The following is a 26868-nucleotide window of genomic DNA, read 5'->3' on the forward strand; positions in this document are numbered from 1 at the left end:
CCTCCCGCTCGCCAGCGGGCCGTCGAAAGCCTTGTTGTCGCGCGGTTGTTCAACACCCTACTTACAGAGGGATTGAGAATGATCGACTCCGCATGTGCCTGTGGCACCACAAATACTTTCCAAAATGAAATTGACGAAGTCATCGTCGCTGTCTCGGATTTGCAAAACCTCTCGTATATTCAGCATCTTGTGCTGACAGAGAGAATGCAGCACTCCAGTGAGCGCGATGCCCTGTTCACTCTGCATCACGCCTTCCGCGATCGCCTCGAAGCGCTCAAGAAAAGCTGCGGAATGTTAGAGCGAGTCGCTCATCCGCAGCCAATAAACACAAAAACTCCGCTTCCTGATTAAGCCGTGCAGCTCTTTGCTCGCTGGCACCCGCCCGAAAACCCCCATCGGTTTTCAATCAGGGAGATGCACAGGAGCAAAGAAAAAAGCCAGCCTCGTAAAAAAGGACTGGCTTAGAAAATGGCTTGATCGTGCAGCGCGCTCTACGTGATCGGTACCCCTGACCACGCAGAGCTCGTTCAACAGCACTGTGATGGGTAAATAGCACGAACCCGTGCCACTTGCCTCCGGTACCAATGGCGAAACGCAAATACACCCCGCATCCTCGCCAATTGGTGCCCTGCTGGTCTGCGGCAATACCACCCCGCTGCAGGCCAGCGCCTCCCTAAAAATACCAGTGCCACCCACATGACGTCCACCCCCTGAAAAATCAGGGGTTACGTTCTCCCTAACGTGCCCACCCACTGGATCCCGCATCAAGTGCGGGAAGACGGCATTGAAGCAATCGCAACAGCGTCACCAATACATTATTGTCGAAGCAGATAATCAAAACGCAGATCTCAACTTCTCTTTTGCTTGGACTGAGTACGTGGGCCACATGAGGTACTCACAGAGGTAAGGCGTGATTTCGATAAACTGAGATAAGTAGTAATGGCCAGTTAATTTACTTCCCCAATAACGTGTGATATCCGCCGGTATATTACCTATGGGGAAGTGTTATGAAAAAGCAATTGTTCGCTTTATGCGCTGCTTCTATGTTGATTGCTGGCTGTTCTAGCAGTGGAAGTAATAGTGTAGAAGTCCGCGCTCGAAAGGCTGCCAACCTTTCTATCTGGAAAACCCGTCAGGAGGTTCGCTTTGCAGGGAAGCCATTTGAGGTGGCCGTTGCAAAAGATAAAGCCTTTTCATTTGTTGCTCCCAAAGGCTCAGGATTTCCTTATTCGCCTGCTGAGGTTGAAGGCGTTGCACGCGCTGTAACTGGATGTAAAGCAGAATTTGGGGCAGGAATACTGGCTTTTGTTGGTGGCTTCTCAAAGAAGTCGGATCTGCGAGAGATTCAATCTAAATACTCAGGCTTTGATTATTGGCGTGTGGATCTCAAATGTTAAAAATATTGAAAGCAGTGGGCCTAACTGTTCCATTTATTATGATTGCAGGACTAGTTGGGTGTTCTAATCAATCTCGACCAGCCTTTGAAGATGTGGTGGACCGCGAGATAGTATTTCCTGAGTACCCGAGTAGTGGTTGGACTTATTTAAGTTTCTCTCAGGCTCATGGATATCAGGTCAACTATCTTGGCAAAAATGGTCGTGCTTGGTTATGGTATCCGGGGAACTCAGTGGTAGTCCCGGAGGAATGGAAGCGTGATACTGTTGCAGGACAACAAGCTGTTTGTTGGCGGCATCCAGCGAAGAGCTATAACCCAGTCACGAATCGATATGGTGGGTCTTTTGCATGCCAGTCGCTGGCATTGTCGCAACGAAGAATCATCGCAAGACTAAAGGGTGATCCTTTTGCGCTTTCTTCTGACAAAATTCCTTATCGGCTCTCGAAGTGTTCCGCACCTAAAGAGTTTGACTTCAATCGTGACCAGTTTCGATGCTGATTAGCGATTGAGCTCTGTGTTTCTGGCTGCAGGTTGGTTTAGGTAAGCGCAAATAATCCGGCACAACCTGTTGCCAACTCACCCCAAATCAAACCGCTTACAAATCCGGTCTACCGGGGTGCCGTCAGAGAGCGGGATGGCTTCCAGCACTTTGTAGTCTTTGAAGCCGCGGGAGGTGTAGTAGGCGCGGCCGCCGGTGTTGTCGGCGCGGATGGTGGCGTTGATGGCGACGAGGCCTTTGCCCTCCAGATTAGCAAGGGTCGCTTTGAACAGCGCACTGCCAATGCCGCTTTTGTGCAGACCCGGTTTCACAAAGGTGCCGATATCAACCCAGTCAGCGGGGATATCTCCGTAATGGCTGGCGATCTGAAAGCCGAGTGGCTCGCCGCTGTCACGGTCAATCGCGCAAACAGTGCTCTCCAGAATTTTGGCTTCAAGAAACCACTCGATGAACTCACCTTTGTTCAACGGCTTCTCGAGTCCAGTTGTTCCCCCGGTCTCAATAATCCGGTTAAGCAGAGCGAGCAGTTCGTCCACATCGTTGCGTTGGGTTTTGCGAATGAAAAACTGGGTTGGTTTGGCGGAAGACGTGTCCATTTTCAAAAATCCTGTTCAACGCAATAAATACGCAAATCTTTCAAATCAACGCACATAGCAACGCAAACGACTTATGCGGCGGAAATGCCCGCATAAGCACAGAGCAAGAAACCTGCTAAAACTTTGTTCTTGCTCGCAAAGCCTGCGCCAGAGTGCCTTCGTCAAGGTAATCCAATTCCCCGCCAACCGGCACGCCGTGGGCAAGACGAGTCACTTTCACATTCTCAAATCGCGCAAGCTGGTCCGTAATGAAATGCGCAGTGGTCTGTCCTTCAACGGTCGCGTTAACGGCGAGGATAACTTCGCTCACTGCACCGCCTTCAATCCGCTCAACCAGCTTGGAAATGTTGAGGTCATCCGGCCCAATCCCGTCCAGCGGAGACAGGGTGCCGCCGAGGACATGATAATGCGCGCTGACAGCAGATGCCCGCTCCAGCGCCCAAAGGTCAGAGACGTCCTCAACCACCACGATGGTTGCTCCATCCCGGCGCGGATCAGAACAAATCGTGCAAGGATCACTGGTGTCGACGGTGCCACACTCAGAGCAGATGCCGACCTGATCAACCGCCACGCCCATGGCTTCGGCCAGCGGGATAAGCAATTGATCTTTCTTCTGAACCAGATGCAAAGCAGCACGTCTGGCCGAGCGCGGGCCGAGGCCGGGCAGCTTGGACAGCAGCTGTATCAGGCGTTCAATTTCGGGACCAGCAACCCTGCGTGTACTCATCTAAAATCTATGCTCTCTGCGAGAAAGAAAAGGCACCCGCAAAGCAGTTTTGCGAGACAATGCCAGATAAACTATGCCCGCCTGAAGAGGCGGGCAAGAGGGAATAAATCCGTTTCAGGCCTACCGCCAAATCTGCGCAGGACCGCGGTGATTTGGCAACAGATAGCCTTGAAGATATTAAGAGCCGAACGGGAGTTTCATGCCAGCTGGCAGACCCATACCGGACATCATGTCCTGCGTACGCTCCTGCACCAAAGCCTCGCCTTTTCCCTTAGCATCGTTATGCGCAGCGAGGATAAGATCTTCCAGGATCTCAACTTCATCCGCATTGATGAGAGAAGGATCAATTTTCAAACCAGTCATCTCACCTTTACCATTCAGCGTAACGGTGACCATGCCTGCGCCTGAGGTTCCCTCAACAGAAAGGTCGTTTACAGTCTCCTGAAGCTCGCCCATTTTTTCCTGCATCTGCTTGGCTTGCTTCATCATTTTAAGAAAGTCCATCGACTCGCTCCTTAAACGTCTCTTGAGCGCACATCAGCGCTCTATCAATTCGGTTCATAAGGTTTCCTAGCACAGAAGCCTTAGAAATCTTGGGTGAAATCCATAGAGTCCATGCCTTCTATGTCGACAGACTCGGACGCCGCTTCAAGGGGGAGATCTTCCTCCTGCTTCAATATGCGCACGTCAACAACCTTAGCCCCGGGAAAGGCAGAAATAAGTTTCACCACTTCCGGATCAGAATGCGCGTCAGAAACCAACTGTCTTTGGTTAGCTTCTTTTTCTTCATGCAAAGTCGGTCGGCCCTGGTCACGACTAACCGCAACAATCCAGCGACGACCCGTCCATTCTGTCAGTTTTCGGCCCAGTTCTCCAGCTGCATCAGCTGTCGCAATCTCAGTCGGCTGCACTTCAATACGGCCCGGCTGGAAGTTGACAAGACGCAGTGCGCGCTCAACCGAAACCTTGACTGGAATGTCCTTCATGCGGGCCGCAAGTTGAGCAACCTCAGCCCAGGAGCGGATCGCAATCTTCTCTTTAAGTTCCTCAGCCTGTCGCATCTGAGGGGCTGATTGCGGTGCAGCGCCAATAGCTTGCGTCATCGGCTGGCCGCCAGCTACAGCACGTAACTGGGGGGCTGAGCCGCCACCGGATGGAACAGCGCTGGCGCTTGATCCGCCACCGCCCTGTGGCGCGTTACCCGCAGGCGCATTGCCACCAGCAGGGGAGAACTTACCAGATTTCAGCAGCTTCAGTGCCTCTTCCGGATCAGGTAAATCAGAGGCGTAGCACAAGCGCACCAAAACCATGTCAGCCGCAGCCAGCGGTTTAGGAGCGTTCTGTACTTCATTAATTCCCTTCAGCAATATCTGCCATGTCCGGGAAAGAACGCGCATCGATAGCTTTTCAGCAAAGTCCCGCCCACGTTGCCGCTCACTCTCAGTGACAGAGTTCTCTTCACCCGCCTTCGGCACCGCTTTCAGGCGAGTCACCAAATGGGTAAAGTCTGCAAGGTCAGAGAGGACAACTGCCGGATCGGCGCCCACATCGTACTGGGCTTTGAGCTCATCAAGAGCGCTGGCAATGTCGCCGCGCATCACGTGCTCAAACAAATCTATCACCCGGCTGCGGTCAGCAAGGCCTAGCATCTGGCGCACTTCATTCGGCTCAATGCGGCCTGCACCATGCGCAATGGCTTGATCCAGAAGGGATAAACTGTCTCGCGCAGAACCTTCGCCAGCGCGTGCAATCAGAGCCAGCGCCTCATCAGAAATTTCTATCCCCTCTTTGCCGGAGATCTCACGCAGCAGAGAAACAAGCGTAGAGCTCTCAATCCGGCGCAGGTCAAACCGCTGACAACGAGAGAGGACAGTCACAGGAACCTTACGGATTTCTGTGGTCGCAAAAATGAATTTCACATGCTCCGGCGGCTCTTCCAGCGTCTTCAACAACCCGTTGAACGCCGACTTGGAGAGCATATGCACCTCATCGATGATGTACACTTTATAGCGCGCACTCGCCGGACGGTACCGCGCTGCTTCGGTAATCTCGCGAATGTCGTCAATGCCGGTATGAGAAGCCGCATCCATCTCGATCACATCGACATGACGGCCTTCCATGATCGCCTGACAGTGAACGCCGGGTTTATCTAAGTGTATGGTAGGTTTATCAATTTCGCCGGGGATCTCGTAGTTCAGGCCACGGGCCAGAATACGCGCAGTGGTCGTTTTACCGACACCGCGAACCCCGGTCAGCATCCAGGCTTGAGCGATACGTCCAGTCTCAAATGCATTCTGCAGAGTCTGAACCATCGGCTCCTGACCATAAAGATCATCGAACGAACTAGGTCGGTATTTACGGGCGAGAACGCGATATGCACCATCGCTGCTGGAAGAATTATCTTCCGCGCCTGTTGTTGTCTGGTGCTCGTCTTGAAGGTCTATTCCGTCCATATCGCCCAAATCCTCAGCCACTTCAAAGGCAAGGTAAAACTTACTCCCGGCCATTCAAGACGAAGACCGGCCGCTTGTCGAGTATGGGCGCGGGGAAAATTAGGTGGGAGGCTGGCACGATGACCCGTGCCATGGACTCGTTAGGGCTGCTTCCTTCCGGATCTGACCCGGTTGGCGAGTGGCTCGTCCACCACCAACCTCCCGAAGGTGTATATGGTCGTTTTACCTGTATTTTGCAAGCGTTCATTGATGTTTACCGCTTGCTACTGTGGACGAGACTGTGAATCTTCTAAGAGTTCTGCCAAATCTTAATTCAGAAAATATCGCCACAACATTGCATTTCAGTGCTATCTCGGGTTCACTTTACATAAGTTTATAGTTTAAGGAATTCGAAATGCTGGCTGAAACAACTGAGGTGTACGACGCCTCTGCATCTCTTTGTTACTCTGCCAACTCGCTTAATCGCTGTGGTGAAAAACGTAAAGACACTGAATGGGTTAACTCATTAAGGGTGCGCTCGGATACCCGCTTTTTAATTCAGGCAAACGATGCTTTCGTCTTCAACAAAGAGGTCATGACTGAGCCTTTCATCCATCCTATTGAGATGCTCAACCGATTACAAGTCACGGATGCGACGACCATCTTTCTTGGTATTGACGAGACCGACGGAGACCGCCCATACTTTGGCGTGCGTTACACAGCAGATGCTGAAACGCTTGATGAGGAGCTGGAAAAACTCGGATCATTTGCAGCCTATGGACTGCGCGGAATCGCAATGAAACGAGCAACCAGCCAGAGAGTGCTTGGAATGATGGCACAGGCTGCTTCTGTAGGCCGGTGGCATTCCTCCCATAAGATGTGTTCTCAGTGTGGTAAGCCAACAGAACTTGCCGAATCTGGCTATCGACGGGATTGTCCGTCTTGTTCAGCTCAGCATTTCCCAAGAACGGACCCCGCTGTGATAATGTTGATCACTCACGGGGACAAATGTCTGATGGGGCGTCCTTACCATCTGATGGAAAATGTCTACACAACACTCGCTGGGTTTGTAGAACCGGGTGAAACCTTTGAAGACGCCGTCCGCCGAGAAGTTTTTGAAGAAGCGGGCGTTAAAGTCGGCAAAGTAGAATACGTCGCCAGCCAACCATGGCCATTCCCATCAAATATTATGATCGGGTTTCACGGTGAAGCGCTGACGACTGACTTGAATATCGACTATGAAGAAATGGAGGATTGTCAGTGGTTTTCTAAAGAGGAGACACTGAAGATGCTCCAAGGCGAAGCAGAGTCGGGATTAATTTGCCCCCCTGACATCTCTATCGCGCATCATTTGATCAAGAAATATATCGAGGAAAAATGACCCATGGACGAGTAGAGCCAGTGGTTATTTAACAGGTGCCTGATGGCACCGGGGAGGTGCCATGACTTACTGTATATATTTGACCCACCCAAATGTTGACATCGACCCGGCAACCCCAGTTCCGCACTGGGATTTGTCGGATAAAGGCCGCGAGCGTCTAGAACAAGGTCTACGCCAGCCGTGGCTTCTGGAAATTGATCACGTCATTTCCAGTCGCGAGAAAAAGGCAATCGAAACTGGTCAGATTATCGCGAGCCACCTGGGTATGGAGCTGATCACATCCGCAGGCCTTCACGAAAATGATCGCAGCTCAACCGGTTTTCTTGAGCCAGATGAGTTTGAGTGTGTCGCTGATGAGTTCTTCAGCCGCCCTGCTGTGAGCGTTCGTGGTTGGGAACGGGCGTTGGATGCGCAAAGTCGTGTCGTCACTGCAATTAAACAGGCGCTCACCGCGATTCCAAGCGGCGAACCTGTTCTATTCTCTGGCCACGGAGGCGTGGGAACGCTGCTCAAATGTCACCTCGCCAACAATGCAATCGACCGCGCATTCGATCAGCCTCCAAATGTTGGAGGTGGTTGCTGGTTCCGTTTTGATCCAGTCGATCTTGAGAAGTGTTCCGCTAGTCTCGAGAACCTGAAGTGGCAGCTGATCGATGAGATGGAGCTCGCGCAGTAAACTTGGGAATGTTCTGGCGCAAAGAATTGAAGCAGCCTGTTGATCCTGATGGGTGGCAAGCTGCTTTACAAGCGTCAGCTCTTGTTGCGGCTCGGGGAAATGCTTATCTAAGTGCCATCTGTTTTCATAAATTTGGCACAAGAGATGTTATCGGCAGCAATAAAATCATTTTCGCAGGTTTTTGAACCGCATTTCAGAAGCATCTTTTTCAAAGCCTTAGGGCTAACATTGCTTCTTCTTCTTCTTGTCTGGATCGCCATTCAAGGCGTAGTCGGGTATTTCATAGACTTACCACAAGACTGGCAGGATACGACCGTTAGTATCGTAACAGGCATCGGCGCATTAATCGGTCTCGGCTATATCCTAGCCCCGGTTTCAGCGATGGTTGTAGCCTTCTATCAAGATCAGATTTCCGAACTTGTTGAAGAGCACTCTTATCCCAATGAAAGGCGAGGCAAAGCGCTGCCGCTTGGCGAGTCTATTGTAACGGCTCTCCGTTTTGTCGGCGTTATCATTGTCGCCAACATTTTCGCTCTGATGCTGTTCTTCATTCCTGGTATCGGCCAAATCGCATTTTTGCTCGTGAATGGTTATCTGCTGGGCCGGGAATATTTTGAGTTTGTCGCAATGCGCTTTATGTCGCCGCAAGAAGCAAAGGCTTTTCGTAAATCGCAAGGCGGAACCGTATTTGCAGCTGGACTCATTGTTGCATTCGTTCTCGCAATTCCAATCGTGAACCTGATCACGCCACTCTTTGCGACGATCTTTATGGTGCACGTTTTCAAGACATTGCGAACAAAACGCAATCTATCCGTCTAGACTCAAAAATAACTACAATTTTAGGAAATAACAGGAAGTAGCTACGTTGCCTATTCGAAGCTTTATTGCTGACGATCTAACCTGGACGCACGCCCTGAACGAAGAGCATGCTGTCGAATTGTCCTCTCTGACACGTGATGGCTTTGCAGAGCTGATCAAGAAAGCAACCTATGTAAGGATTGCTGACAAGGAAGCTGGCCTTCTCATCGCATACGACCAGGACGGCGAGTATTCTTCAGTTAATTTCAAATGGTTCTGCGTAGCTTACGATAATTTTCTCTATGTCGATCGGATTGTGATTTCTAAAGCTGCACGAGGACAAGGCATTGCAGGCAAACTCTACGATGACCTGTTCAACTTCGCGAAAGTGAAGGGATACGAGCGCATTGTATGTGAAGTAAACTCAGATCCTCCTAACCCGGCATCAGACGCATTCCATGCTTCACTAGGCTTTCAAATCGTCGGGGAAGCTAAGCTGGAAGGAAAAGGAAAGACCGTCAGATACATGGAAAAAGCGCTCTGAAGAGTGTTGTTCTATGAGATTTAAGGGAGCGAAGCTTGGCTGTCCCTTGTTACTCAAACATCACATCAACTCTCTTTTCCCCCCATTTGACTGCTCTTCGTATCGTGCAGGTTGATCCGGAGAGAAATCTGTTTCAGCATGTAATCCGGCAATGAGGAGGACTCTGTCGGTGAACAACTAAGGCAACACAATTCTGTTGAACAGCACTCCCACAATCAACGTGGGTGGTGTTTGATGCCTGTCTGTTTTTGATGGAGTCTTTATGAGACGCGTTATCTATGACGTCGCCGTTAGTCGCGACGGTTTTATTGCTGGCCCGAATGGCGATGTTTCAATCTTCCCCCATACTGGTGATCATGTAGACGCTTACAAAGAGCGATTAGCGACCTATGATACTGTGATCATGGGACGCCATACCTATGAGTTTGCCTACCAGTATGGTCTTCCCGCAGGCGCTAAAGCTTACCCGCATATGCGGCATCTGATTTTCTCAGAAGGAATTCAGCTGCCTGAAGACACTCAGGTTGAGGCAGTGCGAGCAGACTTCACCACGCACATCTCTGCGCTGAAGAATGAGCAGGGTGGCGATATCTACCTGTGCGGAGGAGGGATGTTTGCAGGTTTGCTGGCTGCGTCTAAACTGATCAATGCCCTACGCCTGAAAGTTGCACCTATCATATGCGGGGTGGGGACACCGTTATTTGCGAATGTCTCTGAGCTGATCGATCTCAAATGCACCTCTTCAACGCTGTATGATAGCGGCGTTGAGTATTGTGAGTTTGATCTGCAGTAGCTTATTACCAACACGGGGCAGGCCATACCTGCTCCGTCTCTTTTTACCAGTGAATAGAGCACGGGATAGTTGCCTAAACTGGAAATCAAGATCGGCTGCTCTAAATTTGAAGTAGAGGGTCGCGTCAGCTCGCTCACATTAAATAAAATTTACGTAAACGTAATTTGACTTTAAGTGATTTTCTGAAAAATTTCGCACAATTTCAGTAAATTAAAATATGACTACAAAACTCAAGATAATAAACTACCAGATTCTTGTTACTTGATCAGGTAGAAACCAACAAAATTTACACCGCAAAATCTAATCATTTCGGCCAATTTTAAGGGCAAACCTAGTAGAAAAAGCATTTAGTCGCATAGGATGCTTTGACGCACCCCGAAACTGAAGGTATTAGAACCTCATACAACGCCTTGTTTTGTTACGTTTACGTAAGCGTAACTGTAACCAGGGACGGGAGAGAGATTTATGGCGAACGCTGACCTCAAGGCCAACCGGCCATTATCGCCCCATCTTCAGATCTATAAGCCGATCGTGACGATGGTGATGTCCATTCTACATCGCATCACCGGGGCGGCGCTTTATTTTGGAACGATTTTGATGGCGTTCTGGCTCATCTGCGCAGCAGCAGGTCCTGAGTCCTATCAATTCGCAATGGACGTTTTCGGTTCCTTCCTGGGCCGTCTGGTCCTCTTCGGCTTCACATGGGCACTTGTGCACCACATGATTGGCGGATTGCGTCACTTCATCTGGGACATGGGGCATGGCTTTGAATTGTCTGCAGCGAACTGGATGGCTCGCGCGACAATCGTAGGCTCTGTTGCTCTTACCGTGATCCTCTGGATCATCGGTTTCATCGTCGCTTAAGGAGAGATCAATGACCGATATGCGCACTCCGCTCGGGAAAGTTCGCGGCCTTGGCTCAGCTAAGGACGGCACGTCGCATTTCTGGCGCCAGCGTTTGACCGCTGTAGCAAATGTGTTCCTTATTACCTTCTTTGTTATCCTCGTTATCGCGCTGCAAGGCGCTGATTATGCGAGTTTCACTGAAGCACTTCAAAACCCGATCATCTCCACCTTGCTGCTTTTGGTGATCTTGGTCGGCTGCCTGCACATGAAGCTGGGCATGCAAGTCATCATCGAAGATTACTTCCATTCAGAAGGGCTCAAGCTTCTTCTTCTTATGGGAAACATTTTCTTCGCTTCTTTTATCGCACTCGCTTCCGTGGTTGCAGTGCTTAAAATCAGCTTCGGAGGCTGATCTAGATGGTTGAACAGACCGGTGTATCGACAGCGCCAAGCCAGAGCGGCAAGGCCTATGAGTTTGTAGACCACAAGTTTGACGTTGTGGTTGTAGGTGCTGGTGGTGCTGGCCTTCGGGCAACGCTCGGTATGGCTGAGCAGGGATTGAAAACAGCTTGTATCTCCAAGGTGTTTCCAACTCGCTCCCACACTGTGGCAGCGCAGGGTGGTATTGCAGCAAGCTTGAAGAACATGACGCCAGACTGCTGGCAGTGGCATATGTATGACACTGTTAAAGGCTCTGATTGGCTCGGTGACACGGATGCGATGGAATACCTTGCGCGTGAAGCTCCAAAGGCAGTTTATGAGCTTGAGCACTACGGTGTGCCTTTCTCCCGTACGGAAGAAGGCAAGATCTATCAGCGCCCATTCGGCGGCCACATGCAGAACTACGGTGAAGGTCCCCCAGTACAGCGCACCTGTGCTGCTGCTGACCGGACTGGTCACGCGATCCTGCACACGCTGTATGGCCAGTCTCTGCGCCACAACGCTGATTTCTTCATCGAGTACTTCGCACTTGATCTGATCATGTCAGAAGAGGGCGTATGTGAGGGCGTGATCGCCTGGAACCTCGATGACGGCACAATCCACCGCTTCTCTGCGAAGATGGTTGTTCTGGCCACTGGTGGTTACGGACGTTCGTTCTTCTCCGCAACATCTGCCCACACCTGTACAGGTGATGGCGGCGGCATGATCGCTCGTGCGGGTCTGCCTCTGCAGGATATGGAGTTCGTTCAGTTCCACCCAACCGGTATCTACGGCTCAGGCTGTTTGATCACGGAAGGTGCTCGTGGTGAAGGCGGTTACCTCGTAAACTCCGAGGGTGAGCGCTTCATGGAGCGTTATGCTCCTTCCGCGAAAGACCTTGCCTCTCGTGATGTTGTTTCCCGTTGTATGACGATGGAAATTCGCGAAGGTCGTGGCGTTGGCAAAAACAAAGACCACATCTTCCTGCACCTGGATCACCTTGATCCTGATCTGCTAGCAGAACGTCTTCCAGGCATCTCCGAAAGCGCACGCATCTTTGCTGGTGTTGACGTGACTAAGGAGCCGATCCCGGTTCTGCCAACTGTTCACTACAACATGGGTGGTATTCCAACCAACTATTGGGGTGAAGTACTGAACCCAACCAAAGAAGATCCAAACGCAATCGCGCCGGGTCTGATGGCTGTTGGTGAAGCTGGGTGTGCGTCCGTTCACGGTGCAAACCGCCTCGGTTCAAACTCCCTGATCGATCTTGTTGTGTTCGGCCGTGCAGCAGCAATCCGCGCTGGTGAAGTTGTTGATCGTGAAGCTCCAATTCCAGAGCCTAACGAAGCTTCCAGTCAGAAAATCATGGCTCGCTTCGATAAGCTGCGCTTTGCTAAGGGCTCTACCCCAACTGCTGAGTTGCGCTCCAAGATGCAGAAGACCATGCAGGAAGATGCAGCTGTGTTCCGTACTCAGGAAAGCCTGGAGCAGGGATGTAAGCGCATCTCCGCTATCTGGGATGAAATGAGCGAACTGCACGTCTCTGACAGCTCCATGATTTGGAACTCTGATCTGGTCGAAACGCTTGAGCTTGAAAACCTTATGGCCAACGCAATCACCACTGTTTATGGCGCTGAAGCGCGTAAAGAGAGCCGTGGTGCACATGCTCGTGAAGACTATAAAGATGGTCCTCTCGGTGGTCGTAACGATGACGAGTGGCGCAAGCACACCATCTCCCACCTCTCTGAGGATGGTAAGGTGACCTTGAGCTATCGTCCGGTTGTTCTCGAGCCGCTGACTACCTACGATCAAGGTGGCATCGACATGAAGAAGATCGCACCGAAAGCCCGCGTCTACTAAGGCGCCGAAATCTGGAGTAACTGTTATGGCTGAATTCAAACTGCCACAAAACTCCCGGATGGGAGAGGGCAAAGTCTGGCCAAAGCCGGAAGGCGCCACTAACACCCGTGAGTACCGCATCTACCGCTGGTCTCCGGATGACGGACGCAATCCACGCATCGACACCTACTACGTTGATGCGGACGATTGTGGCCCAATGGTGCTGGACGCGCTCATCTACATCAAGGATAAGGTCGATCCAACATTGACCTTCCGCCGGTCTTGTCGTGAAGGGATCTGCGGATCCTGTGCGATGAACATCGACGGAACCAACACACTGGCATGCACAAAGGGTGCTGACGAATGCTCTCACGAGATCGTCAAAATCTACCCTCTGCCGCACATGCCTGTTGTGAAGGATCTTGTGCCGGATCTGACACGTTTTTACGCGCAGCATCGCTCTATCGAGCCATGGTTGAAAACCACGACACCTGAGCCTGAGAAAGAATGGCTGCAGTCCTATGAAGATCGCCAGAAACTGGATGGTCTTTATGAGTGCATTCTGTGTGCTTGCTGCTCCACCTCTTGCCCAAGCTACTGGTGGAATGGTGATCGCTACCTCGGCCCTGCAGTCCTTCTGCAGGCTTACCGTTGGTTGATCGACAGCCGTGATGAGGCAACTGGTGAGCGTCTGGACAATCTTGAAGATCCGTTCCGTCTGTACCGCTGCCACACCATCATGAACTGCTCTCAGGCATGTCCAAAGGGTCTGAACCCTGCAAAGGCAATTGCTGAGATCAAGAAGATGATGGTCGAGCGCCGCGTATAATCAGCGTGTAAGCACGTTGTAAAATCAAGAAAAGCCGCCTCACTGAAATGAGGCGGCTTTTTTCATTTGAGGCTAATAGCCTAAAACTTATAGGAAACACCGATCCGGATAGCGTCGCTGTCAATGTCTTCCTTGAAGCGCGTTCCACCAACGGTAAAGCTACGACCGGGAAAGACAATGCGCTCATAGTCCAGGCGTACAATCACCCGCTCGGTGACGAACATCTCAAGGCCAGCACCGCCAACCCAGCCAAGCATCGTGTTGCTGTCAGAGCCAGGACCGAAATTCGGGTTAGAAGCACGGAAGGTGGAAACAGCTGCACCACCAGTCACATACGCCATGAACCAATCGTAGGTGAGGCCGGCCCGGATCTTTGCGGCAGCGAAGTAATCAGAGCGCAATGACATTTCACCGCGAGAACGCTCACCAAAAGACCAGTAAGCGCCTTCGCCTTCTACGCCGATCAGAATGTTCTGATAAGTGTAGTTGTAGCCGCCGTATAACCCAACGGTCCCGCCGTTATACTGCGTACCACTGTTGTTGAAGCGGTTCGTGCCATGAAGACGGGCCCAGCCACCCTGCACACCGAGATAGAAGCCATCCCAGTCATATTGAGGTGGGGTGATCAGCCCATCGACAACTTCTTCCTCGTAAACCTCATAGGGCTCTTCCACCTCTACACCAGGCGGATATTCAACAGCATAGGAATGGCTGCTGAAGCCGAGCAATCCCAATACCGCAAACGCAAATACTCTTAAGCGACTCATTGGTTCCCCCAAAATACGCAAGAGGATGACACGGCTAAATAATCAGACGTGATAGGTAACTTGATACAAATAAGTCTAGAACTGCGATCTTTATAAATGCTTGATTTTAAAAAGGAAAATTTGCGTTAAGGCTAGTCGGAATTGACAGGCACTGATGTGCTGATTTCTCAATCTTAAGGGGGTGATACCTGCAATCCTTACGAAATCGTCAATGAGCTCATGGCGGGTTTACGAAAAAGTCAGCAACTCTCTAGCGTCGCTCAACGCCTCGCAGAACCAGCTTGATAACGCCAATGCATTCTTTGCGCTGTATCTCATAGGGTTCGTGGCTGTGCAGTTGAGGAAAGCGGAACTTCATCGTTGCAGCGTGAATGTGTCTTGCCACCTGACTGACTTCTCGTAGGTCAAATTCCTCAGCAAGGTTGCCGGAATGCAGGATAGTGTGCATTGGTTGTCGCACAAGCCGGAACAGTTCTTCAAAGTCTTCCGGGCGCTTCTGTTCCAGCACCTGCAAGCAGTCTGCCAGACCCTTGTTGAGTTCCAGCAGGCGATATGTCTCTTCAAATTCCATCATGAGAAACTTGCTCAGACGTGCTGAGGCACTGGCGTTGGGGTCAGTCGCTGTTTCAAGGCGCGCAACCAGCTTCACCACCTCTGCAGCGACAACAGCACAGGCAAGGTCTATCTTGCTTGGGTAGAAGTTATAGATGTGTGCCATTGAGATACCTGAGGCATCTGCAATCTCGCTCACCGAGGTTTTCTTGTACCCTTGGGTGAGGAATGCATCACGGGCGGCAGCGAGCAGGTCAGCAGCCCGGCCCTTTGCAGTCAGGATTTCTGCGATGGACATATCAATTTCCGAAAATGAAAAAACGAGAGTTCCTTCAGTAATCATAGCTGAGTAGAGATTGCAATGACGTATGCGTCATATTAACGGGCAAATTATGTAAAAACACGAATGATATTAATGCGCTAAGCGCGATTTCTTTGATTTTAGTCATTGTTGGATTTTTGCGAATTATTAGTATTAGTAATATCTAATATAAAAGGAGTCGAAGCATGGCTGTAGAAAATTGGCAAGAATTCCTCACCCAAACGGATGGTCGCATCGCTGAACTGCGCCCGGGTATTCCTGGCGTTATGAAGGGATTTGGCGAAATCGCGAAAAGCGCGATTGGAACTGGTGCTCTTGAACCGAAGCAAAAAGAGCTCATCGCGATCTCCATCGGTGTTGCTGCACGCTGTGATGCTTGCCTTGGATACCATGCAAAAGCCTGCATCAAGTATGGTGTAACCCGTGAAGAGTTGATGGAAGCTCTCGGTGTGGCTGTTTACATGGGCGGCGGACCTTCTCTCATGTACGCAGCAGAAGCGCTCAGTGCATATGATGCTCTGTCTTCAGAAGCAAAATAAGAAGTGATGTATCTTCACCCAATCTCTCTGTTTTCCTAAAACTTAGAGAGCAAACTGCTTGCGTGCACTTGCCCTGAATTGCGTTCAAGGGTAAGTGCAACGAGGGAAAGCCTCTTAGATTTCAGGTAGGCAATATTGGTGGGTGCACCTTCACAGGTTGGTTCGGAAAGCTCTTCTGTTTTTATGGAGCTGGAAAAGAACTTTCGTGACTTGGAAAACGAAAGAAATCTGCGTGTTCTGCACGCGGGCGATCTTTCACACCTGTATCTTCATAAAAAATCTGAAGCTCACTACGCCAATTGTCGGTTCATCTACATTCGATCAATTGAGCACTACCTTTCCCTTTTTCCGGTCGATGAGACGGTAGACGTTGATGTGAATGTCCCGGCAAATGTGTCTGGCTGGGACTTGAAAAAAACGCTCATTGCGCTGTTAAAAGGCAATCCTGAACCGCTTGATTGGGTTCAGTTGAAGGATCCATATGCGGGGCATGACGAATTTCCGAAGTCGTTGATCTCCTTTGCCCTTGAGCATTGTGACCCGGTTCGCTTCGCGCTTTATCATTACAATCGGATTGAGCGACAGAAACACCGGTTTGATGGTGTATCACTGGGCGAGATCGTACCTGAACGCTTGTATGACCTCATCCGCTCATCACTGGTGCTGCGCTGGTACAATCAGCATCGCTATCAGGGTGTTCCGCCTTCTCGCCTCTCAGATATTGCCGAGGCGACCTTTATTCGCCCTGTGCTACGTGGTGAGATTGAGGAGTTGGTAGAACGTAGCGAGGCTGGGATGATCAAGGATGTCGTTCGCCCTGCTGGCGCTATCAATGATCTGATCTTGGCTGAATTGGAGGCTGGCCCTGCATTGCTGGCCCGCCGTCGTCGCCAGTTTACTCAGGAAACGGCTGCCCAAGCAGATCGTTTCTTCCTGAAATGGGCGGTCATCCCTAAAAACTAAGGGTCTCACAGGGCCTTCTGTTTACTTCTCTCACCTGTAGTCCTGCAGAAACAGCAGAACCGTGCCAGTTTGCGTGAGAAAGATCTTTACCTTTCTCACAATACCTTGAAATCGCGGGGATTATGACCCCCAGCGCTTGCTGTTATGACCACGCCGGAGACGTGAACAGCGCAACAGCGCAAATCAAACCAACGAACCAGACAAGAGAACGCAGGGTGGCGCGGTTAAGCCAATAGCATGCGACGAACAGCACGCGCATTGCGATGAACAAACCGCACAGTCTTTCAATCCAGTCTGGGTCACCGCCATAGGCGAGGGCAACGAGCACAGATACTGCATAAAGAGGGAAAGCTTCGAGGCCGTTGATCTCTGCGGAGCGCGCGCGCAAGCGAAATCCTTCTTTCCAATATTCTGGGTCTCTTGGGTTTGAGTTGTCGAACTTGCGGGAAAATTTGGCAGGAAGAACAGAAAGCCATGGCATCAGACCGGCAATCAGTATGGTCCATAAAGGGAAAGACATTGTGCAGCTCCAAATAAACTCAGAAAAATCGGAGCCTTTATACAGGCATAAAGAAGCAAAGTGAACTGAGTTCACTTAGGTTTGAAGCCTCCATTGCGAATATTTCCGCACTTTGGCTTCGCTCATTCCAATTCTAATCGCAATTATTTTAAGCGCATCGTCTGGTTGTCATCGATCCGAAGAAAAAGGGCACTATGAAGTGCTGGAATCGAGTGATACCGAATGATTGGACATTGTCCGGCGCTCCAGTGGAGACGTGCCTATGACTAAGGCAAATGTACTGTTTGTTTGCGTAGATAATTCATTTCTGAGTCTGGCTGCAGAAGCCTACTTAAACCATACTTCCATGGGAGAGTTGCGTGCCTTCTCTGGTGGCCCCTTGCCACGAGAGGAAATGGTTTCGCTCACCAAGAAAGTTCTTTTCGCCAACGGTATGGATGAGGGAGGATTGCATCCGAAGCCCTGGACGATTTTTTCGCTGCCCCATGCGCCTCAACCCGACTACATAATAAGACTTCAGACAAGTGTGCTTCTTGACAAGCAACCAATGTGGCCCGGTCATCCAGTAAAGTTGAACTGGGATATCTGCCTAGATGAAGATGTTCCTCGAAACATAAAAGAGGCAACAGATGCATTCCGCAAAATTAAAGAATCTATAGATCTTGCAACCTCCTCTAAGGTTTTTTCTAGTGATTCTCTAAATTGGCGTGCTGCTTGTTAAGGTTGGCTGGCCCAATGCTTTATGAGAGTTGTCAGATTTTCCCATGTTTCCCTTAGGAAATAGGGGTTTCAGTGGGAAACTCACATTTTTTTGAGTGGTAAACCTTTCACCTGCCTTGTTTTAGGGGCAGTTTCTTAAGGTCTTTATGGTTAATACGCCTTAATTCACAAGGCTGGGATGACACCACTATGAATCGTAGTTTGACGATTGCATTTGTTTCTGTAATTGCACTTTCCACAATAGCGTGCCAACGGACGACGTATACCCGTAGCTATGTCTCTCCGTTGCCTGCTTCTCCGATCTCACCAATCGAAGGTCAGACTCTGTCGCCGATCACTCCTGGTCAGCCAGGCTCTGAAGGCCAGATCTTGGTTGACGGTCAGGACGCGAACGCTAATTCGCAGGTTGTTTCTGCACCTCCTGCTCCAAACGTCAATGCAACAGGTGGCTCTGTGGGCCGTACCGATCTGCTTGGCGGCTGGAGCGTCTCTTCGGGTGGCGACAACTGTAAGCTCTTCATGACGCTGACCAAGTGGAGCGGCGGCTACCGTGCGAACACACGCGGCTGTAGCGACGCAACGCTCTCTCAGATCTCTGCATGGAATCTGAATGGCAGTCAGGTTGTCTTGAAAGACGCTGGCGGCGGAAATGTTGCGACGCTCTCTGGCGCTGGAACCAACTTCTCTGGTCAAACAGCGAACGGCGCTCCAATCAACTTCGCCCGCTAATCATCATCTGATGATCCTATAAATTTCGAAGCGTTGCGCCAATATCAGGTGCAGCGCTTTTTGTGTTTGCTTAAGTGCGCCGCAGAAGTTGATCGGATGTGAGACGTTGGTTTTACGAATAAACCCTATTGTACTTGCGTCTGGGTAGCGCTCTCCATTATGCCATGGGCAAATATAGCCCATCGGATCGGCGTGATTTGCCCTCTGAAATACAGCTTAAGGAATGTGAGCTCCGTGCTTGAGAATACGTCTAACCTAACAACCGTCCTTGCCCACTACGAAGCGATGGTCGCACGGGGCGACCTGGAGGCCGATCCGGCGCAAATTCAGGTGGCAAAGTCTCTGGATGCTTTGACTGCAGAAATGGTGCAGCGAAAGCCGGAAGAAAAGAAGGGGCTGTTAGGTCGCCTGCTTGGAAAAGGCAAGGAAGAGCCAGACTATATCAAAGGCCTGTATATTTGGGGATCTGTAGGACGCGGCAAAACCATGCTCATGGATCTGTTCTACGATCTAAGTCCTGAACCTAAAAAGCATCGTTCCCACTTCCATGAGTTTATGGAGGAGATCCACGATCGCATATTTATGGTCCGCAAGAAGATCAGTGCTGGGACGATCAAAGACCGCGATCCGATCATTCCAGTTGCTGAAGAGATCATCAGCACAACGCGGCTCCTGTGCTTTGATGAGTTCACTGTAACTGACATCGCTGATGCAATGTTGCTTGGACGGCTTTTCGGTAAATTGTTCGAGGCTGGCGTTGTCGTCGTGTGTACCTCAAACGTGGTGCCGGATGAGCTCTATAAAGACGGACTGAATAGAAATCACATTCTTCCATTCATCCGTTCTTTGAATGAGCGAATGAGTGTCATTCACTTGGATGCGCCGACCGATTACCGCCTTGAGAAGCTCTCCGGCTCAGATACCTACCTCGAGCCGCTTGGTCCTGAGAGCCTCCAGAAGATGGAGAAACTTTGGGCCAGCATGACCTACGGCCTTCAATGTCATCTTGTTGAGTTAGAAAACAAAGGCCGGAAAATACCAGTAAGCCGCACTTGTAGTGCGATTGCCTGGTTCACATTTCAGGAATTGTGCTGCACCCCGCTGGGGCCCTCTGATTACCTGCGTATTGCACATGCTTTCAACACAGTTTTCCTCGAAGGTGTGCCCGTACTGGACAAGGCGCGTAGGAATGAAGCAAAGCGATTCATCAACCTGATTGATACGCTCTACGACAATCACGTTCATCTCGTGATTCAGGCAAGCGCAGAGCCGCAGGACCTCTATGTTGCCTCATCTGGAACCGAAGCATTTGAGTTTGATCGAACAGCTTCGCGCCTGATCGAAATGCGTTCGGAAGAGTACTTGATGCGTGAGCATAATACCGAAAAATGAAAAAATTTAATTTTATTCAGAAATGACGTATTGAGAGCTTATCCAAACTGCTAAAAAAACGTCATTTTACGGAAAATAACGCGGATGTGTGTTTCATTTGGGTTGCGCACATCCGTCAAAACCGCTACCCACTGCGACAAATAGGCACCATATATCATGGTTCTATGTTACGTAAAGGGGAGCTCCTCATGGCGCGCAACAAGATTGCTTTGATTGGATCCGGTCAGATTGGTGGCACACTTGCACACCTCGCTGGTCTGAAAGAACTGGGTGATATCGTTCTGTTCGACATCGCTGAAGGTATGCCTCAGGGCAAAGCTTTGGACTTGGCAGAATCTTCTCCAGTTGACGGCTTTGACTCTGGTCTGTCTGGCACAAACACCTATGAAGGCATCGCTGGTTCTGATGTCGTCATCGTGACTGCAGGTGTTCCTCGTAAACCTGGCATGAGCCGTGATGATCTGCTTGAAATTAACCTGAAGGTTATGGAGCAGGTTGGTGCTGGTATTAAGAAGTACGCTCCAGACGCTTTCGTAATCTGCATCACCAACCCACTCGACGCGATGGTTTGGGCTCTGCAGAAATTCTCCGGTCTTCCAGCAAACAAAGTTGTTGGCATGGCTGGCGTATTGGATAGCGCTCGCTTCCGTTACTTCCTTGCAGAAGAATTCAAAGTATCCGTAGAAGACGTAACCGCATTCGTTCTTGGCGGTCACGGCGATACAATGGTTCCACTGACACGCTACTCCACTGTTGCTGGCGTTCCACTCACCGATCTGGTGAAAATGGGCTGGCTCACTGCTGAGCGTCTCGAAGAAATCGTTCAGCGCACCCGTGATGGTGGCGCAGAGATCGTTGGTCTTCTGAAAACAGGTTCCGCATTCTACGCACCAGCTGCATCTGCTATCGCAATGGCAGAAAGCTACCTCAAAGACAAAAAGCGCGTTCTTCCATGTGCTGCATACCTTGATGGCCAGTATGGTCAGAAAGACATGTACCTTGGCGTGCCAACTGTTATTGGCGAAAACGGCATCGAACGTATCATTGAAATTGATCTCAATAGCGATGAAAAAGCGATGTTCGACAAATCTGTTTCTTCTGTAAACGGCCTTGTTGACGCTTGTAAGAAAATCCAGCCTGCTCTGGCATAAGCCACGCAAGCTATGATCTGAAAGACTGGCAGCACTAGGCGTTGCCAGTCTAGCTCCCTGCTTCGGCAGGGCCCCTTAGAATGGGAAGGGCAGATGAACATACATGAATACCAGGCCAAACAGGTCCTGAAGGAATACGGCGCACCTGTTGCTGAAGGTGTTGCAATTTTCTCCGCTGATGAAGCTGAAGCTGCTGCAAAAAGCCTTCCAGGCCCGTTGTGGGTTGTGAAGTCCCAAATCCACGCAGGTGGTCGCGGTAAGGGTAAGTTCAAAGAACTTGGCCCAGAAGCAAAAGGCGGCGTTCGTCTTGCATTCAACTTGGATGAAGTAAAGTCCCACGCTGCTGACATGCTCGGCAACACTCTGGTGACTGCACAGACCGGTGATGCTGGTAAAGTCGTAAACCGTCTCTACATTGAAGACGGCGCAGACATTGACCGCGAACTGTACCTCTCTCTGCTCGTCGACCGCACGTGTGGTCAGGTTGCTTTCGTAGCATCCACCGAAGGCGGCATGGATATCGAGGAAGTTGCGCACAACACGCCAGAACTTATCCTCACTCTGCCAATCGATCCGCTTCAGGGCGTGACCGAAGACAAAGCATCCGCTCTTTGTGACACCCTCAAGCTTGAAGGTGAAGCACGCGCGGATGGCATGAAGCTGTTCCCAATCCTCTACAAAGCATTTGTAGAAAAGGATATGGCGCTTCTCGAAATCAACCCACTGATCGTTATGGAAAATGGTCGTCTGCGCGTTCTGGATGCGAAAGTGTCCTTTGACGGCAACGCACTGTTCCGCCACGAAGACATTGTTGCCCTGCGCGATAAGACCGAAGAAGACGAAAAAGAGATCGAAGCTTCCAAGCACGACCTCGCTTACGTTGCTCTCGACGGTAACATCGGCTGCATGGTGAACGGTGCTGGTCTGGCAATGGCGACCATGGACATCATCAAGCTGTATGGTGCTGAGCCTGCAAACTTCCTCGACGTTGGTGGCGGTGCGACCAAAGAGAAAGTAACCTCTGCGTTCAAGATCATCACGTCCGATCCAAACGTACAGGGCATTCTGGTTAACATCTTCGGTGGCATCATGCGTTGTGATGTGATCGCAGAAGGCGTTCTGGCTGCTGTTAAAGAAGTTGGTCTTCAGGTTCCACTCGTTGTGCGTCTCGAAGGCACCAACGTTGAGCTTGGTAAAAAGATCATTAGCGAAAGCGGCATGAATGTTATTCCTGCTGACGATCTCGACGATGCAGCTCAGAAAATCGTGGCTGCTGTGAAGGAGGTCGCATAATGTCTATCCTCGTCGACAAAGACACCAAAGTCATCGTTCAGGGTCTGACTGGTAAAACCGGTACATTCCACACTGAGCAGGCACTGGCTTACTTCGGCACCCAAATGGTTGCTGGCGTACACCCTAAAAAAGGCGGAGAAACCTGGTCTTCCGGACTTGAATCCGCTGCTGAACTGCCAATCTTTGCTTCCGTTAAAGAAGCTAAAGAAGCAACCGGTGCAAACGCTTCTGTTGTTTACGTCCCACCAGCAGGTGCAGGCGCAGCAATCATCGAAGCTATCGACGCTGGCATTCCTTTGATCGTTTGTATCACTGAGGGTATCCCGGTTGCAGACATGGTGAAGGTTAAAGCTCGCCTCGACGCATCCGACAGCCGTCTTCTCGGTCCAAACTGTCCAGGTGTTCTGACACCTGAACAGTGCAAGATTGGCATTATGCCAGGCTCCATCTTCCAGAAGGGCTCTGTAGGTATTGTTTCCCGTTCAGGTACACTTACTTATGAAGCAGTCTTCCAGACTTCGCAGGAAGGCCTCGGCCAGTCCACTGCAGTCGGTATTGGTGGTGACCCTGTAAAAGGCACTGAGTTCATCGATATGCTGGACCTGTTCCTGGATGATCCAGAAACAGAATCCATCATCATGATCGGTGAGATCGGTGGTTCTGCAGAAGAAGAAGCAGCTGAATGGCTCAAAGAACAGGCTGCAAAAGGCCGTTCTAAGCCAATGGTTGGCTTCATTGCTGGTCGTACAGCGCCTCCAGGCCGTACCATGGGTCACGCAGGTGCTGTGATCTCTGGCGGTAAAGGCGGAGCGGACGACAAGATTGCTGCAATGGAAGACGCGGGCATCCGTGTATCTCCATCCCCAGCTAAGCTTGGCAAGACCCTTGTTGCTCTTCTCGAAGAGTTGAAGCAGGGTGCTTAAAAATTACACCTCCTATACCATTTAGGAGGCATACTAAATCGACTGTCGGTGAATCACTTTCATCGACAGTCTTGAGAAGGCAGTAAGTCCCCAGGCTTGCTGTCAGTCGCGGGACCCAAGGGTATGTGGTGTGTGACACCCGCCCAAAGAAAGTAGGGCGGATCAACAGTCCGCTTAAAAACGATGGCTCGGCAGGACGCGAACAACGTATTCGCGCTGACGTCGTTTCTTTACGGCGCCAACGCTCCTTATATTGAAGAGCTTTATGCTCAATATCAGGAAAACCCGAATTCACTCGACCCCGAGTGGAAAGAATTCTTTTCTTCGCTTCAGGACAATCCAGAAGACGTAATCAAGGAAGCTCGCGGAGCAACCTGGCAGCGTTCTGATTGGCCAGTTCCAGCAAATGGTGAACTGGTTTCAGCTCTTGATGGCGACTGGCCCGCTGAAAAAGAAGTCAGCAAAAAGATCAAGTCCACGGCCAAGAAGAATGGTGTTGAGCTAACTGAAGATCAGGTGCTGCAGGCAACTCGCGATAGTGTTCGTGCGATCATGATGATCCGTGCTTACCGTATGCGCGGCCACTTGCATGCTGATCTTGACCCGCTCCGCCTTGCTGTTCCTGGTGACCATGAAGAGTTGCATCCCGCGACCTATGGCTTCTCTGAAGCAGACTGGGATCGGAAGATCTTCCTGGACAACGTTCTGGGCATGGAATTCGCCACCATCCGTGAGATGCTGGAAATTCTGAAACGGACCTATTGCTCCACCCTTGGTGTTGAGTTCATGCACATCTCTGATCCTGCTGCAAAAGCATGGATCCAGGAGCGCATTGAAGGTCCGGACAAGCATGTTGCCTTCACACCGGAAGGTAAGAAAGCGATCCTCAATAAACTTGTTGAGGCCGAAGGCTTCGAGAAGTTCCTTGATGTAAAATACACCGGTACAAAGCGTTTCGGTCTGGACGGTGGTGAAGCACTGATCCCGGCGCTTGAGCAGATCATCAAACGCGGTGGTGCCCTTGGTGTTAAAGACATCGTTTTGGGCATGGCACACCGTGGCCGTTTGAACGTTCTGTCTCAGGTGATGGGCAAGCCACATCGCGCGATCTTCCATGAGTTCAAGGGCGGTTCATACGCTCCTGATGATGTGGAAGGCTCTGGTGATGTGAAGTACCACCTTGGTGCTTCTTCTGACCGCTCCTTCGACAACAACAACGTTCACCTCTCTTTGACAGCGAACCCGTCTCACCTTGAGATCGTAAACCCGGTTGTTCTGGGTAAGGTCCGCGCCAAGCAGGATCAGCTTTCTGATTGGAAAGAGACATCGGAGATTGATCGCAGCAACGTCCTTCCATTGCTTCTGCATGGCGATGCCGCGTTTGCTGGTCAGGGTGTTGTTGCTGAGTGTTTCGGTCTGTCCGCACTTCGTGGTCACCGCACTGGTGGTTCGATCCATGTGATCATCAACAACCAGATCGGCTTTACAACCAACCCACGCTTCTCACGGTCTTCACCTTATCCTTCTGACGCCGCGAAAGTGATTGAAGCGCCGATCTTCCATGCAAATGGCGATGATCCGGAAGCTGTTACTTTTGCTGCAAAGATCGCGACTGAATATCGTCAGAAGTTCGGACGTCCGGTTGTGATTGACATCATCTGTTATCGTCGCTTTGGCCATAACGAAGGTGACGAGCCTGCGTTTACGCAGCCGATCATGTACCGCAAGATCCGCAAGCATGAAACAACCCTTCAGATCTATGCTGACAAGCTGGTCAAAGAAGGTCTGATGTCTGCTGAGGACGTTAATAAAGCAAAAGCTGACTGGCGTTCGCATCTGGATCGTGAATTCGAAACAGGCCAAACCTACAAGCCAAACAAAGCCGACTGGCTTGATGGCCGTTGGTCTAAGATGAAGGTTGCGAAGGAAGTTGACGAGCCGCGTCGTGGTTCGACTGGTCTTCCAATGGATGAACTTAAGGAACTCGGCGGCAAGCTGACCAATGTTCCTGATGACTTCAATGCACACCGCACGATCCGCCGCTTCATGAACAACCGTGCCAAAATGATCGAGACCGGAGAAGGTATCGATTGGGCAATGGGTGAGGCAATGGCATTCGGTGCATTGCTGAAAGAAGGCCATTCCGTTCGCTTGTCCGGTCAGGATTGTGAACGCGGTACCTTCTCTCAACGTCATTCCGTTCTGTATGATCAGGAAGACGAAGGCCGTTACATCCCGCTGAACCACGTTGGTGAAAAGCAGGGCCGTTATGAAGTCATCAACTCAATGCTTTCTGAAGAAGCAGTGTTGGGCTTTGAATATGGTTACTCGCTGACAGAACCAAATGCGCTGACCATGTGGGAAGCACAGTTCGGTGACTTTGCAAACGGTGCGCAGGTACTGTTCGACCAGTTTATCTCCTCTGGTGAGCGTAAATGGCTGCGTATGTCCGGTCTGGTCTGCTTGCTGCCGCATGGCTACGAAGGTCAGGGTCCTGAGCACTCCTCAGCACGCCTTGAGCGTTTCTTGCAGATGTGCGCAGAAGACAACATGCAGGTAGCCAACTGTTCGACACCGGCTAACTACTTCCACATCCTTCGCCGTCAGTTGAAGCGTGACATTCGTAAGCCACTCGTTCTGATGACGCCAAAGTCTCTGCTCCGCCACAAGCGTGCAGTTTCCAAACTGGAAGACTTCGGCGCAGACGAAAGCTTCCACCGTCTCCTTCACGATGATGCTCAAACGAACCCAGGTTCAACTGTTGAGCTGAAGAAGGATGAAGACATCCGTCGCGTGATCCTGTGTACAGGTAAGGTCTACTATGACCTGCTCGAAGAGCGTGAGAAACGTAACATCAACGATGTTTACATCCTCCGCGTTGAGCAGCTCTACCCGTTCCCGACCAAGTCCTTGTGCGTAGAGATGGGCCGCTTCAAGAATGCAGACGTAGTCTGGTGTCAGGAAGAGCCAAAGAACATGGGCTCATGGTTCTTCATTCAACAGTACATTGAATGGGTTCTGGAGCATGTGAATGCAAAAGTGCATCGCCCGCGTTACGTTGGCCGTCCACCAGCTGCTGCAACAGCAACCGGCTTGATGTCAAAGCACTTGGCTCAGCTACAAGCTTTCCTCGACGATGCATTCGCCGAGTAAGTACCTCGTAATCAGGTAAGTCCGACAGGCCTTTCAGGGGCCCTGAAACGAAAAGAGATAGAGAC

Annotated in this window: 28 protein-coding genes and 1 other RNA gene; 21 read left to right on the forward strand and 8 right to left on the reverse strand. The window is 50.7% G+C overall.

Annotated features, from left to right (window positions below):
• Nucleotides 1-78 precede the first annotated feature (78 nt).
• The 3 genes from PsW64_RS03100 to PsW64_RS27315 all read left to right on the forward strand — a co-directional run bounded on the left by PsW64_RS03100 (nt 79) and on the right by PsW64_RS27315 (nt 1894).
• Complete coding sequence (locus tag PsW64_RS03100) at nt 79-351, forward strand: hypothetical protein (protein WP_057463006.1); 273 nt, start codon at nt 79-81, stop codon at nt 349-351.
• A gap of 656 nt (nt 352-1007) precedes the next feature.
• Entirely contained in the window at nt 1008-1397 is a 390-nt protein-coding gene (locus tag PsW64_RS03105; RefSeq protein ID WP_057463005.1) for a hypothetical protein, read from the forward strand.
• A complete protein-coding gene (locus PsW64_RS27315) occupies nt 1391-1894 on the forward strand; it encodes a hypothetical protein (RefSeq protein WP_153042332.1) in 504 nt (167 codons plus the stop codon). The genes PsW64_RS03105 and PsW64_RS27315 overlap by 7 nt, the downstream gene beginning before the upstream one ends.
• A gap of 78 nt (nt 1895-1972) precedes the next feature.
• Here the strand turns inward: PsW64_RS27315 and PsW64_RS03110 are convergent, their stop codons facing one another.
• From PsW64_RS03110 to ffs, 5 genes are all read right to left on the reverse strand, one after another.
• Complete coding sequence (locus PsW64_RS03110) at nt 1973-2491, reverse strand: GNAT family N-acetyltransferase (RefSeq protein WP_063302661.1); 519 nt, start codon at nt 2489-2491, stop codon at nt 1973-1975.
• Nucleotides 2492-2606: 115 nt separating this feature from the next.
• Nucleotides 2607-3218, reverse strand: coding sequence for a recombination mediator RecR (gene recR / locus PsW64_RS03115; protein ID WP_063302662.1), 612 nt, complete (start codon nt 3216-3218; stop codon nt 2607-2609).
• A 177-nt stretch (nt 3219-3395) separates the two neighbouring features.
• Complete coding sequence (locus PsW64_RS03120) at nt 3396-3722, reverse strand: YbaB/EbfC family nucleoid-associated protein (RefSeq protein ID WP_057463002.1); 327 nt, start codon at nt 3720-3722, stop codon at nt 3396-3398.
• Nucleotides 3723-3802: 80 nt separating this feature from the next.
• The gene (locus PsW64_RS03125; protein WP_193757743.1) at nt 3803-5671 is read right to left on the reverse strand and encodes a DNA polymerase III subunit gamma/tau; all 1869 of its coding nucleotides are present in this window, start codon (nt 5669-5671) and stop codon (nt 3803-3805) included.
• A gap of 103 nt (nt 5672-5774) precedes the next feature.
• Nucleotides 5775-5873: signal recognition particle sRNA small type (gene ffs, locus PsW64_RS03130), an RNA gene on the reverse strand.
• Between the two features lie 192 nt (nt 5874-6065).
• Here ffs and nudC point away from each other — a divergent pair.
• The 9 genes from nudC (at nt 6066) to PsW64_RS03175 (ending at nt 13779) form a co-directional block, all read left to right on the forward strand.
• On the forward strand, nt 6066-7031 hold the full coding sequence (gene nudC, locus PsW64_RS03135) for an NAD(+) diphosphatase (RefSeq protein ID WP_063302664.1): 966 nt from the start codon (nt 6066-6068) through the stop codon (nt 7029-7031).
• Nucleotides 7032-7092: 61 nt separating this feature from the next.
• Nucleotides 7093-7707 carry a histidine phosphatase family protein gene (locus tag PsW64_RS03140; RefSeq protein ID WP_063302665.1) on the forward strand — a complete coding sequence of 205 codons (615 nt, stop codon included), beginning with the start codon at nt 7093-7095 and terminating at the stop codon, nt 7705-7707.
• A gap of 111 nt (nt 7708-7818) precedes the next feature.
• Nucleotides 7819-8526, forward strand: coding sequence for a sulfate transporter family protein (locus PsW64_RS03145; RefSeq protein WP_446737458.1), 708 nt, complete (start codon nt 7819-7821; stop codon nt 8524-8526).
• Between the two features lie 46 nt (nt 8527-8572).
• A complete protein-coding gene (locus PsW64_RS03150; protein ID WP_063302666.1) occupies nt 8573-9049 on the forward strand; it encodes a GNAT family N-acetyltransferase in 477 nt (158 codons plus the stop codon).
• Between the two features lie 262 nt (nt 9050-9311).
• A complete protein-coding gene (locus PsW64_RS03155; RefSeq protein ID WP_063302667.1) occupies nt 9312-9842 on the forward strand; it encodes a dihydrofolate reductase family protein in 531 nt (176 codons plus the stop codon).
• Between the two features lie 465 nt (nt 9843-10307).
• A complete protein-coding gene (gene sdhC, locus PsW64_RS03160; protein WP_057462994.1) occupies nt 10308-10706 on the forward strand; it encodes a succinate dehydrogenase, cytochrome b556 subunit in 399 nt (132 codons plus the stop codon).
• A 10-nt stretch (nt 10707-10716) separates the two neighbouring features.
• Nucleotides 10717-11100: a succinate dehydrogenase, hydrophobic membrane anchor protein gene (sdhD, locus tag PsW64_RS03165; protein WP_063302668.1), complete on the forward strand. Its 384-nt coding sequence runs from the start codon at nt 10717-10719 to the stop codon at nt 11098-11100.
• A 5-nt stretch (nt 11101-11105) separates the two neighbouring features.
• Nucleotides 11106-12971: a succinate dehydrogenase flavoprotein subunit gene (gene sdhA / locus PsW64_RS03170; protein WP_063286406.1), complete on the forward strand. Its 1866-nt coding sequence runs from the start codon at nt 11106-11108 to the stop codon at nt 12969-12971.
• Nucleotides 12972-12996: 25 nt separating this feature from the next.
• Entirely contained in the window at nt 12997-13779 is a 783-nt protein-coding gene (locus tag PsW64_RS03175) for a succinate dehydrogenase iron-sulfur subunit (protein ID WP_057462991.1), read from the forward strand.
• Between the two features lie 80 nt (nt 13780-13859).
• On the opposite strand, the gene PsW64_RS03180 is transcribed toward PsW64_RS03175, so the two are convergent.
• Nucleotides 13860-14546, reverse strand: coding sequence for an outer membrane protein (locus PsW64_RS03180; protein ID WP_063302669.1), 687 nt, complete (start codon nt 14544-14546; stop codon nt 13860-13862).
• A gap of 250 nt (nt 14547-14796) precedes the next feature.
• Nucleotides 14797-15396: a TetR/AcrR family transcriptional regulator gene (locus PsW64_RS03185; RefSeq protein ID WP_057462990.1), complete on the reverse strand. Its 600-nt coding sequence runs from the start codon at nt 15394-15396 to the stop codon at nt 14797-14799.
• A 209-nt stretch (nt 15397-15605) separates the two neighbouring features.
• Here PsW64_RS03185 and PsW64_RS03190 point away from each other — a divergent pair, with 209 nt between their 5' ends.
• Nucleotides 15606-15959, forward strand: coding sequence for a carboxymuconolactone decarboxylase family protein (locus PsW64_RS03190; RefSeq protein WP_063302670.1), 354 nt, complete (start codon nt 15606-15608; stop codon nt 15957-15959).
• A 138-nt stretch (nt 15960-16097) separates the two neighbouring features.
• Nucleotides 16098-16922, forward strand: coding sequence for a DNA polymerase beta superfamily protein (locus tag PsW64_RS03195; protein ID WP_208980543.1), 825 nt, complete (start codon nt 16098-16100; stop codon nt 16920-16922).
• Between the two features lie 142 nt (nt 16923-17064).
• Here the strand turns inward: PsW64_RS03195 and PsW64_RS03200 are convergent, their stop codons facing one another.
• Complete coding sequence (locus PsW64_RS03200) at nt 17065-17442, reverse strand: MAPEG family protein (protein ID WP_063286410.1); 378 nt, start codon at nt 17440-17442, stop codon at nt 17065-17067.
• Nucleotides 17443-17704: 262 nt separating this feature from the next.
• Here PsW64_RS03200 and PsW64_RS03205 point away from each other — a divergent pair, with 262 nt between their 5' ends.
• The 7 genes from PsW64_RS03205 to PsW64_RS03235 all read left to right on the forward strand — a co-directional run bounded on the left by PsW64_RS03205 (nt 17705) and on the right by PsW64_RS03235 (nt 26803).
• Nucleotides 17705-18163: an arsenate-mycothiol transferase ArsC gene (locus PsW64_RS03205; RefSeq protein ID WP_057462986.1), complete on the forward strand. Its 459-nt coding sequence runs from the start codon at nt 17705-17707 to the stop codon at nt 18161-18163.
• 188 nt (nt 18164-18351) lie between these two features.
• A complete protein-coding gene (locus tag PsW64_RS03210; protein ID WP_057462985.1) occupies nt 18352-18891 on the forward strand; it encodes an AprI/Inh family metalloprotease inhibitor in 540 nt (179 codons plus the stop codon).
• A 234-nt stretch (nt 18892-19125) separates the two neighbouring features.
• On the forward strand, nt 19126-20283 hold the full coding sequence (gene zapE, locus PsW64_RS03215; RefSeq protein WP_063302672.1) for a cell division protein ZapE: 1158 nt from the start codon (nt 19126-19128) through the stop codon (nt 20281-20283).
• Nucleotides 20284-20471: 188 nt separating this feature from the next.
• Nucleotides 20472-21434, forward strand: coding sequence for a malate dehydrogenase (gene mdh, locus PsW64_RS03220; protein ID WP_057462983.1), 963 nt, complete (start codon nt 20472-20474; stop codon nt 21432-21434).
• Nucleotides 21435-21527: 93 nt separating this feature from the next.
• Nucleotides 21528-22727, forward strand: a complete 1200-nt coding sequence (gene sucC, locus PsW64_RS03225) for an ADP-forming succinate--CoA ligase subunit beta (RefSeq protein ID WP_063294851.1) — start codon at nt 21528-21530, stop codon at nt 22725-22727.
• Nucleotides 22727-23650 (forward strand): succinate--CoA ligase subunit alpha, encoded by a 924-nt coding sequence (gene sucD, locus PsW64_RS03230; protein WP_063294852.1) that lies wholly within the window; start codon nt 22727-22729, stop codon nt 23648-23650. The genes sucC and sucD overlap by 1 nt, the downstream gene beginning before the upstream one ends.
• 183 nt (nt 23651-23833) lie before the next feature.
• A complete protein-coding gene (locus tag PsW64_RS03235; RefSeq protein WP_057462980.1) occupies nt 23834-26803 on the forward strand; it encodes a 2-oxoglutarate dehydrogenase E1 component in 2970 nt (989 codons plus the stop codon).
• The last annotated feature ends 65 nt before the right edge of the window (nt 26804-26868 follow it).

It is taken from the genome of Pseudovibrio sp. W64 (genome assembly GCF_001623145.1).
Classification (GTDB): Bacteria; Pseudomonadota; Alphaproteobacteria; order Rhizobiales; family Stappiaceae; genus Pseudovibrio.

Bases quoted from the DNA above. Each gene is read 5' to 3' on its own strand.
- PsW64_RS03185 (WP_057462990.1), bottom strand. From the start codon at position 15,396: ATGTCCATCGCAGAAATCCTGACTGCAAAGGGCCGGGCTGCTGACCTG.
- PsW64_RS03200 (WP_063286410.1), bottom strand. From the start codon at position 17,442: ATGTCTTTCCCTTTATGGACCATACTGATTGCCGGTCTGATGCCATGG.
- sucC (WP_063294851.1), top strand. From the start codon at position 21,528: ATGAACATACATGAATACCAGGCCAAACAGGTCCTGAAGGAATACGGC.
- PsW64_RS03205 (WP_057462986.1), top strand. From the start codon at position 17,705: ATGACTAAGGCAAATGTACTGTTTGTTTGCGTAGATAATTCATTTCTG.
- PsW64_RS03235 (WP_057462980.1), top strand. From the start codon at position 23,834: ATGGCTCGGCAGGACGCGAACAACGTATTCGCGCTGACGTCGTTTCTT.
- PsW64_RS27315 (WP_153042332.1), top strand. From the start codon at position 1,391: ATGTTAAAAATATTGAAAGCAGTGGGCCTAACTGTTCCATTTATTATG.
- PsW64_RS03155 (WP_063302667.1), top strand. From the start codon at position 9,312: ATGAGACGCGTTATCTATGACGTCGCCGTTAGTCGCGACGGTTTTATT.
- sucD (WP_063294852.1), top strand. From the start codon at position 22,727: ATGTCTATCCTCGTCGACAAAGACACCAAAGTCATCGTTCAGGGTCTG.
- PsW64_RS03210 (WP_057462985.1), top strand. From the start codon at position 18,352: ATGAATCGTAGTTTGACGATTGCATTTGTTTCTGTAATTGCACTTTCC.
- recR (WP_063302662.1), bottom strand. From the start codon at position 3,218: ATGAGTACACGCAGGGTTGCTGGTCCCGAAATTGAACGCCTGATACAG.
- PsW64_RS03110 (WP_063302661.1), bottom strand. From the start codon at position 2,491: ATGGACACGTCTTCCGCCAAACCAACCCAGTTTTTCATTCGCAAAACC.
- PsW64_RS03175 (WP_057462991.1), top strand. From the start codon at position 12,997: ATGGCTGAATTCAAACTGCCACAAAACTCCCGGATGGGAGAGGGCAAA.
- PsW64_RS03190 (WP_063302670.1), top strand. From the start codon at position 15,606: ATGGCTGTAGAAAATTGGCAAGAATTCCTCACCCAAACGGATGGTCGC.
- nudC (WP_063302664.1), top strand. From the start codon at position 6,066: ATGCTGGCTGAAACAACTGAGGTGTACGACGCCTCTGCATCTCTTTGT.
- sdhD (WP_063302668.1), top strand. From the start codon at position 10,717: ATGACCGATATGCGCACTCCGCTCGGGAAAGTTCGCGGCCTTGGCTCA.
- PsW64_RS03120 (WP_057463002.1), bottom strand. From the start codon at position 3,722: ATGGACTTTCTTAAAATGATGAAGCAAGCCAAGCAGATGCAGGAAAAA.
- PsW64_RS03140 (WP_063302665.1), top strand. From the start codon at position 7,093: ATGACTTACTGTATATATTTGACCCACCCAAATGTTGACATCGACCCG.
- PsW64_RS03180 (WP_063302669.1), bottom strand. From the start codon at position 14,546: ATGAGTCGCTTAAGAGTATTTGCGTTTGCGGTATTGGGATTGCTCGGC.
- PsW64_RS03105 (WP_057463005.1), top strand. From the start codon at position 1,008: ATGAAAAAGCAATTGTTCGCTTTATGCGCTGCTTCTATGTTGATTGCT.
- mdh (WP_057462983.1), top strand. From the start codon at position 20,472: ATGGCGCGCAACAAGATTGCTTTGATTGGATCCGGTCAGATTGGTGGC.
- PsW64_RS03125 (WP_193757743.1), bottom strand. From the start codon at position 5,671: ATGGACGGAATAGACCTTCAAGACGAGCACCAGACAACAACAGGCGCG.
- PsW64_RS03100 (WP_057463006.1), top strand. From the start codon at position 79: ATGATCGACTCCGCATGTGCCTGTGGCACCACAAATACTTTCCAAAAT.
- sdhA (WP_063286406.1), top strand. From the start codon at position 11,106: ATGGTTGAACAGACCGGTGTATCGACAGCGCCAAGCCAGAGCGGCAAG.
- sdhC (WP_057462994.1), top strand. From the start codon at position 10,308: ATGGCGAACGCTGACCTCAAGGCCAACCGGCCATTATCGCCCCATCTT.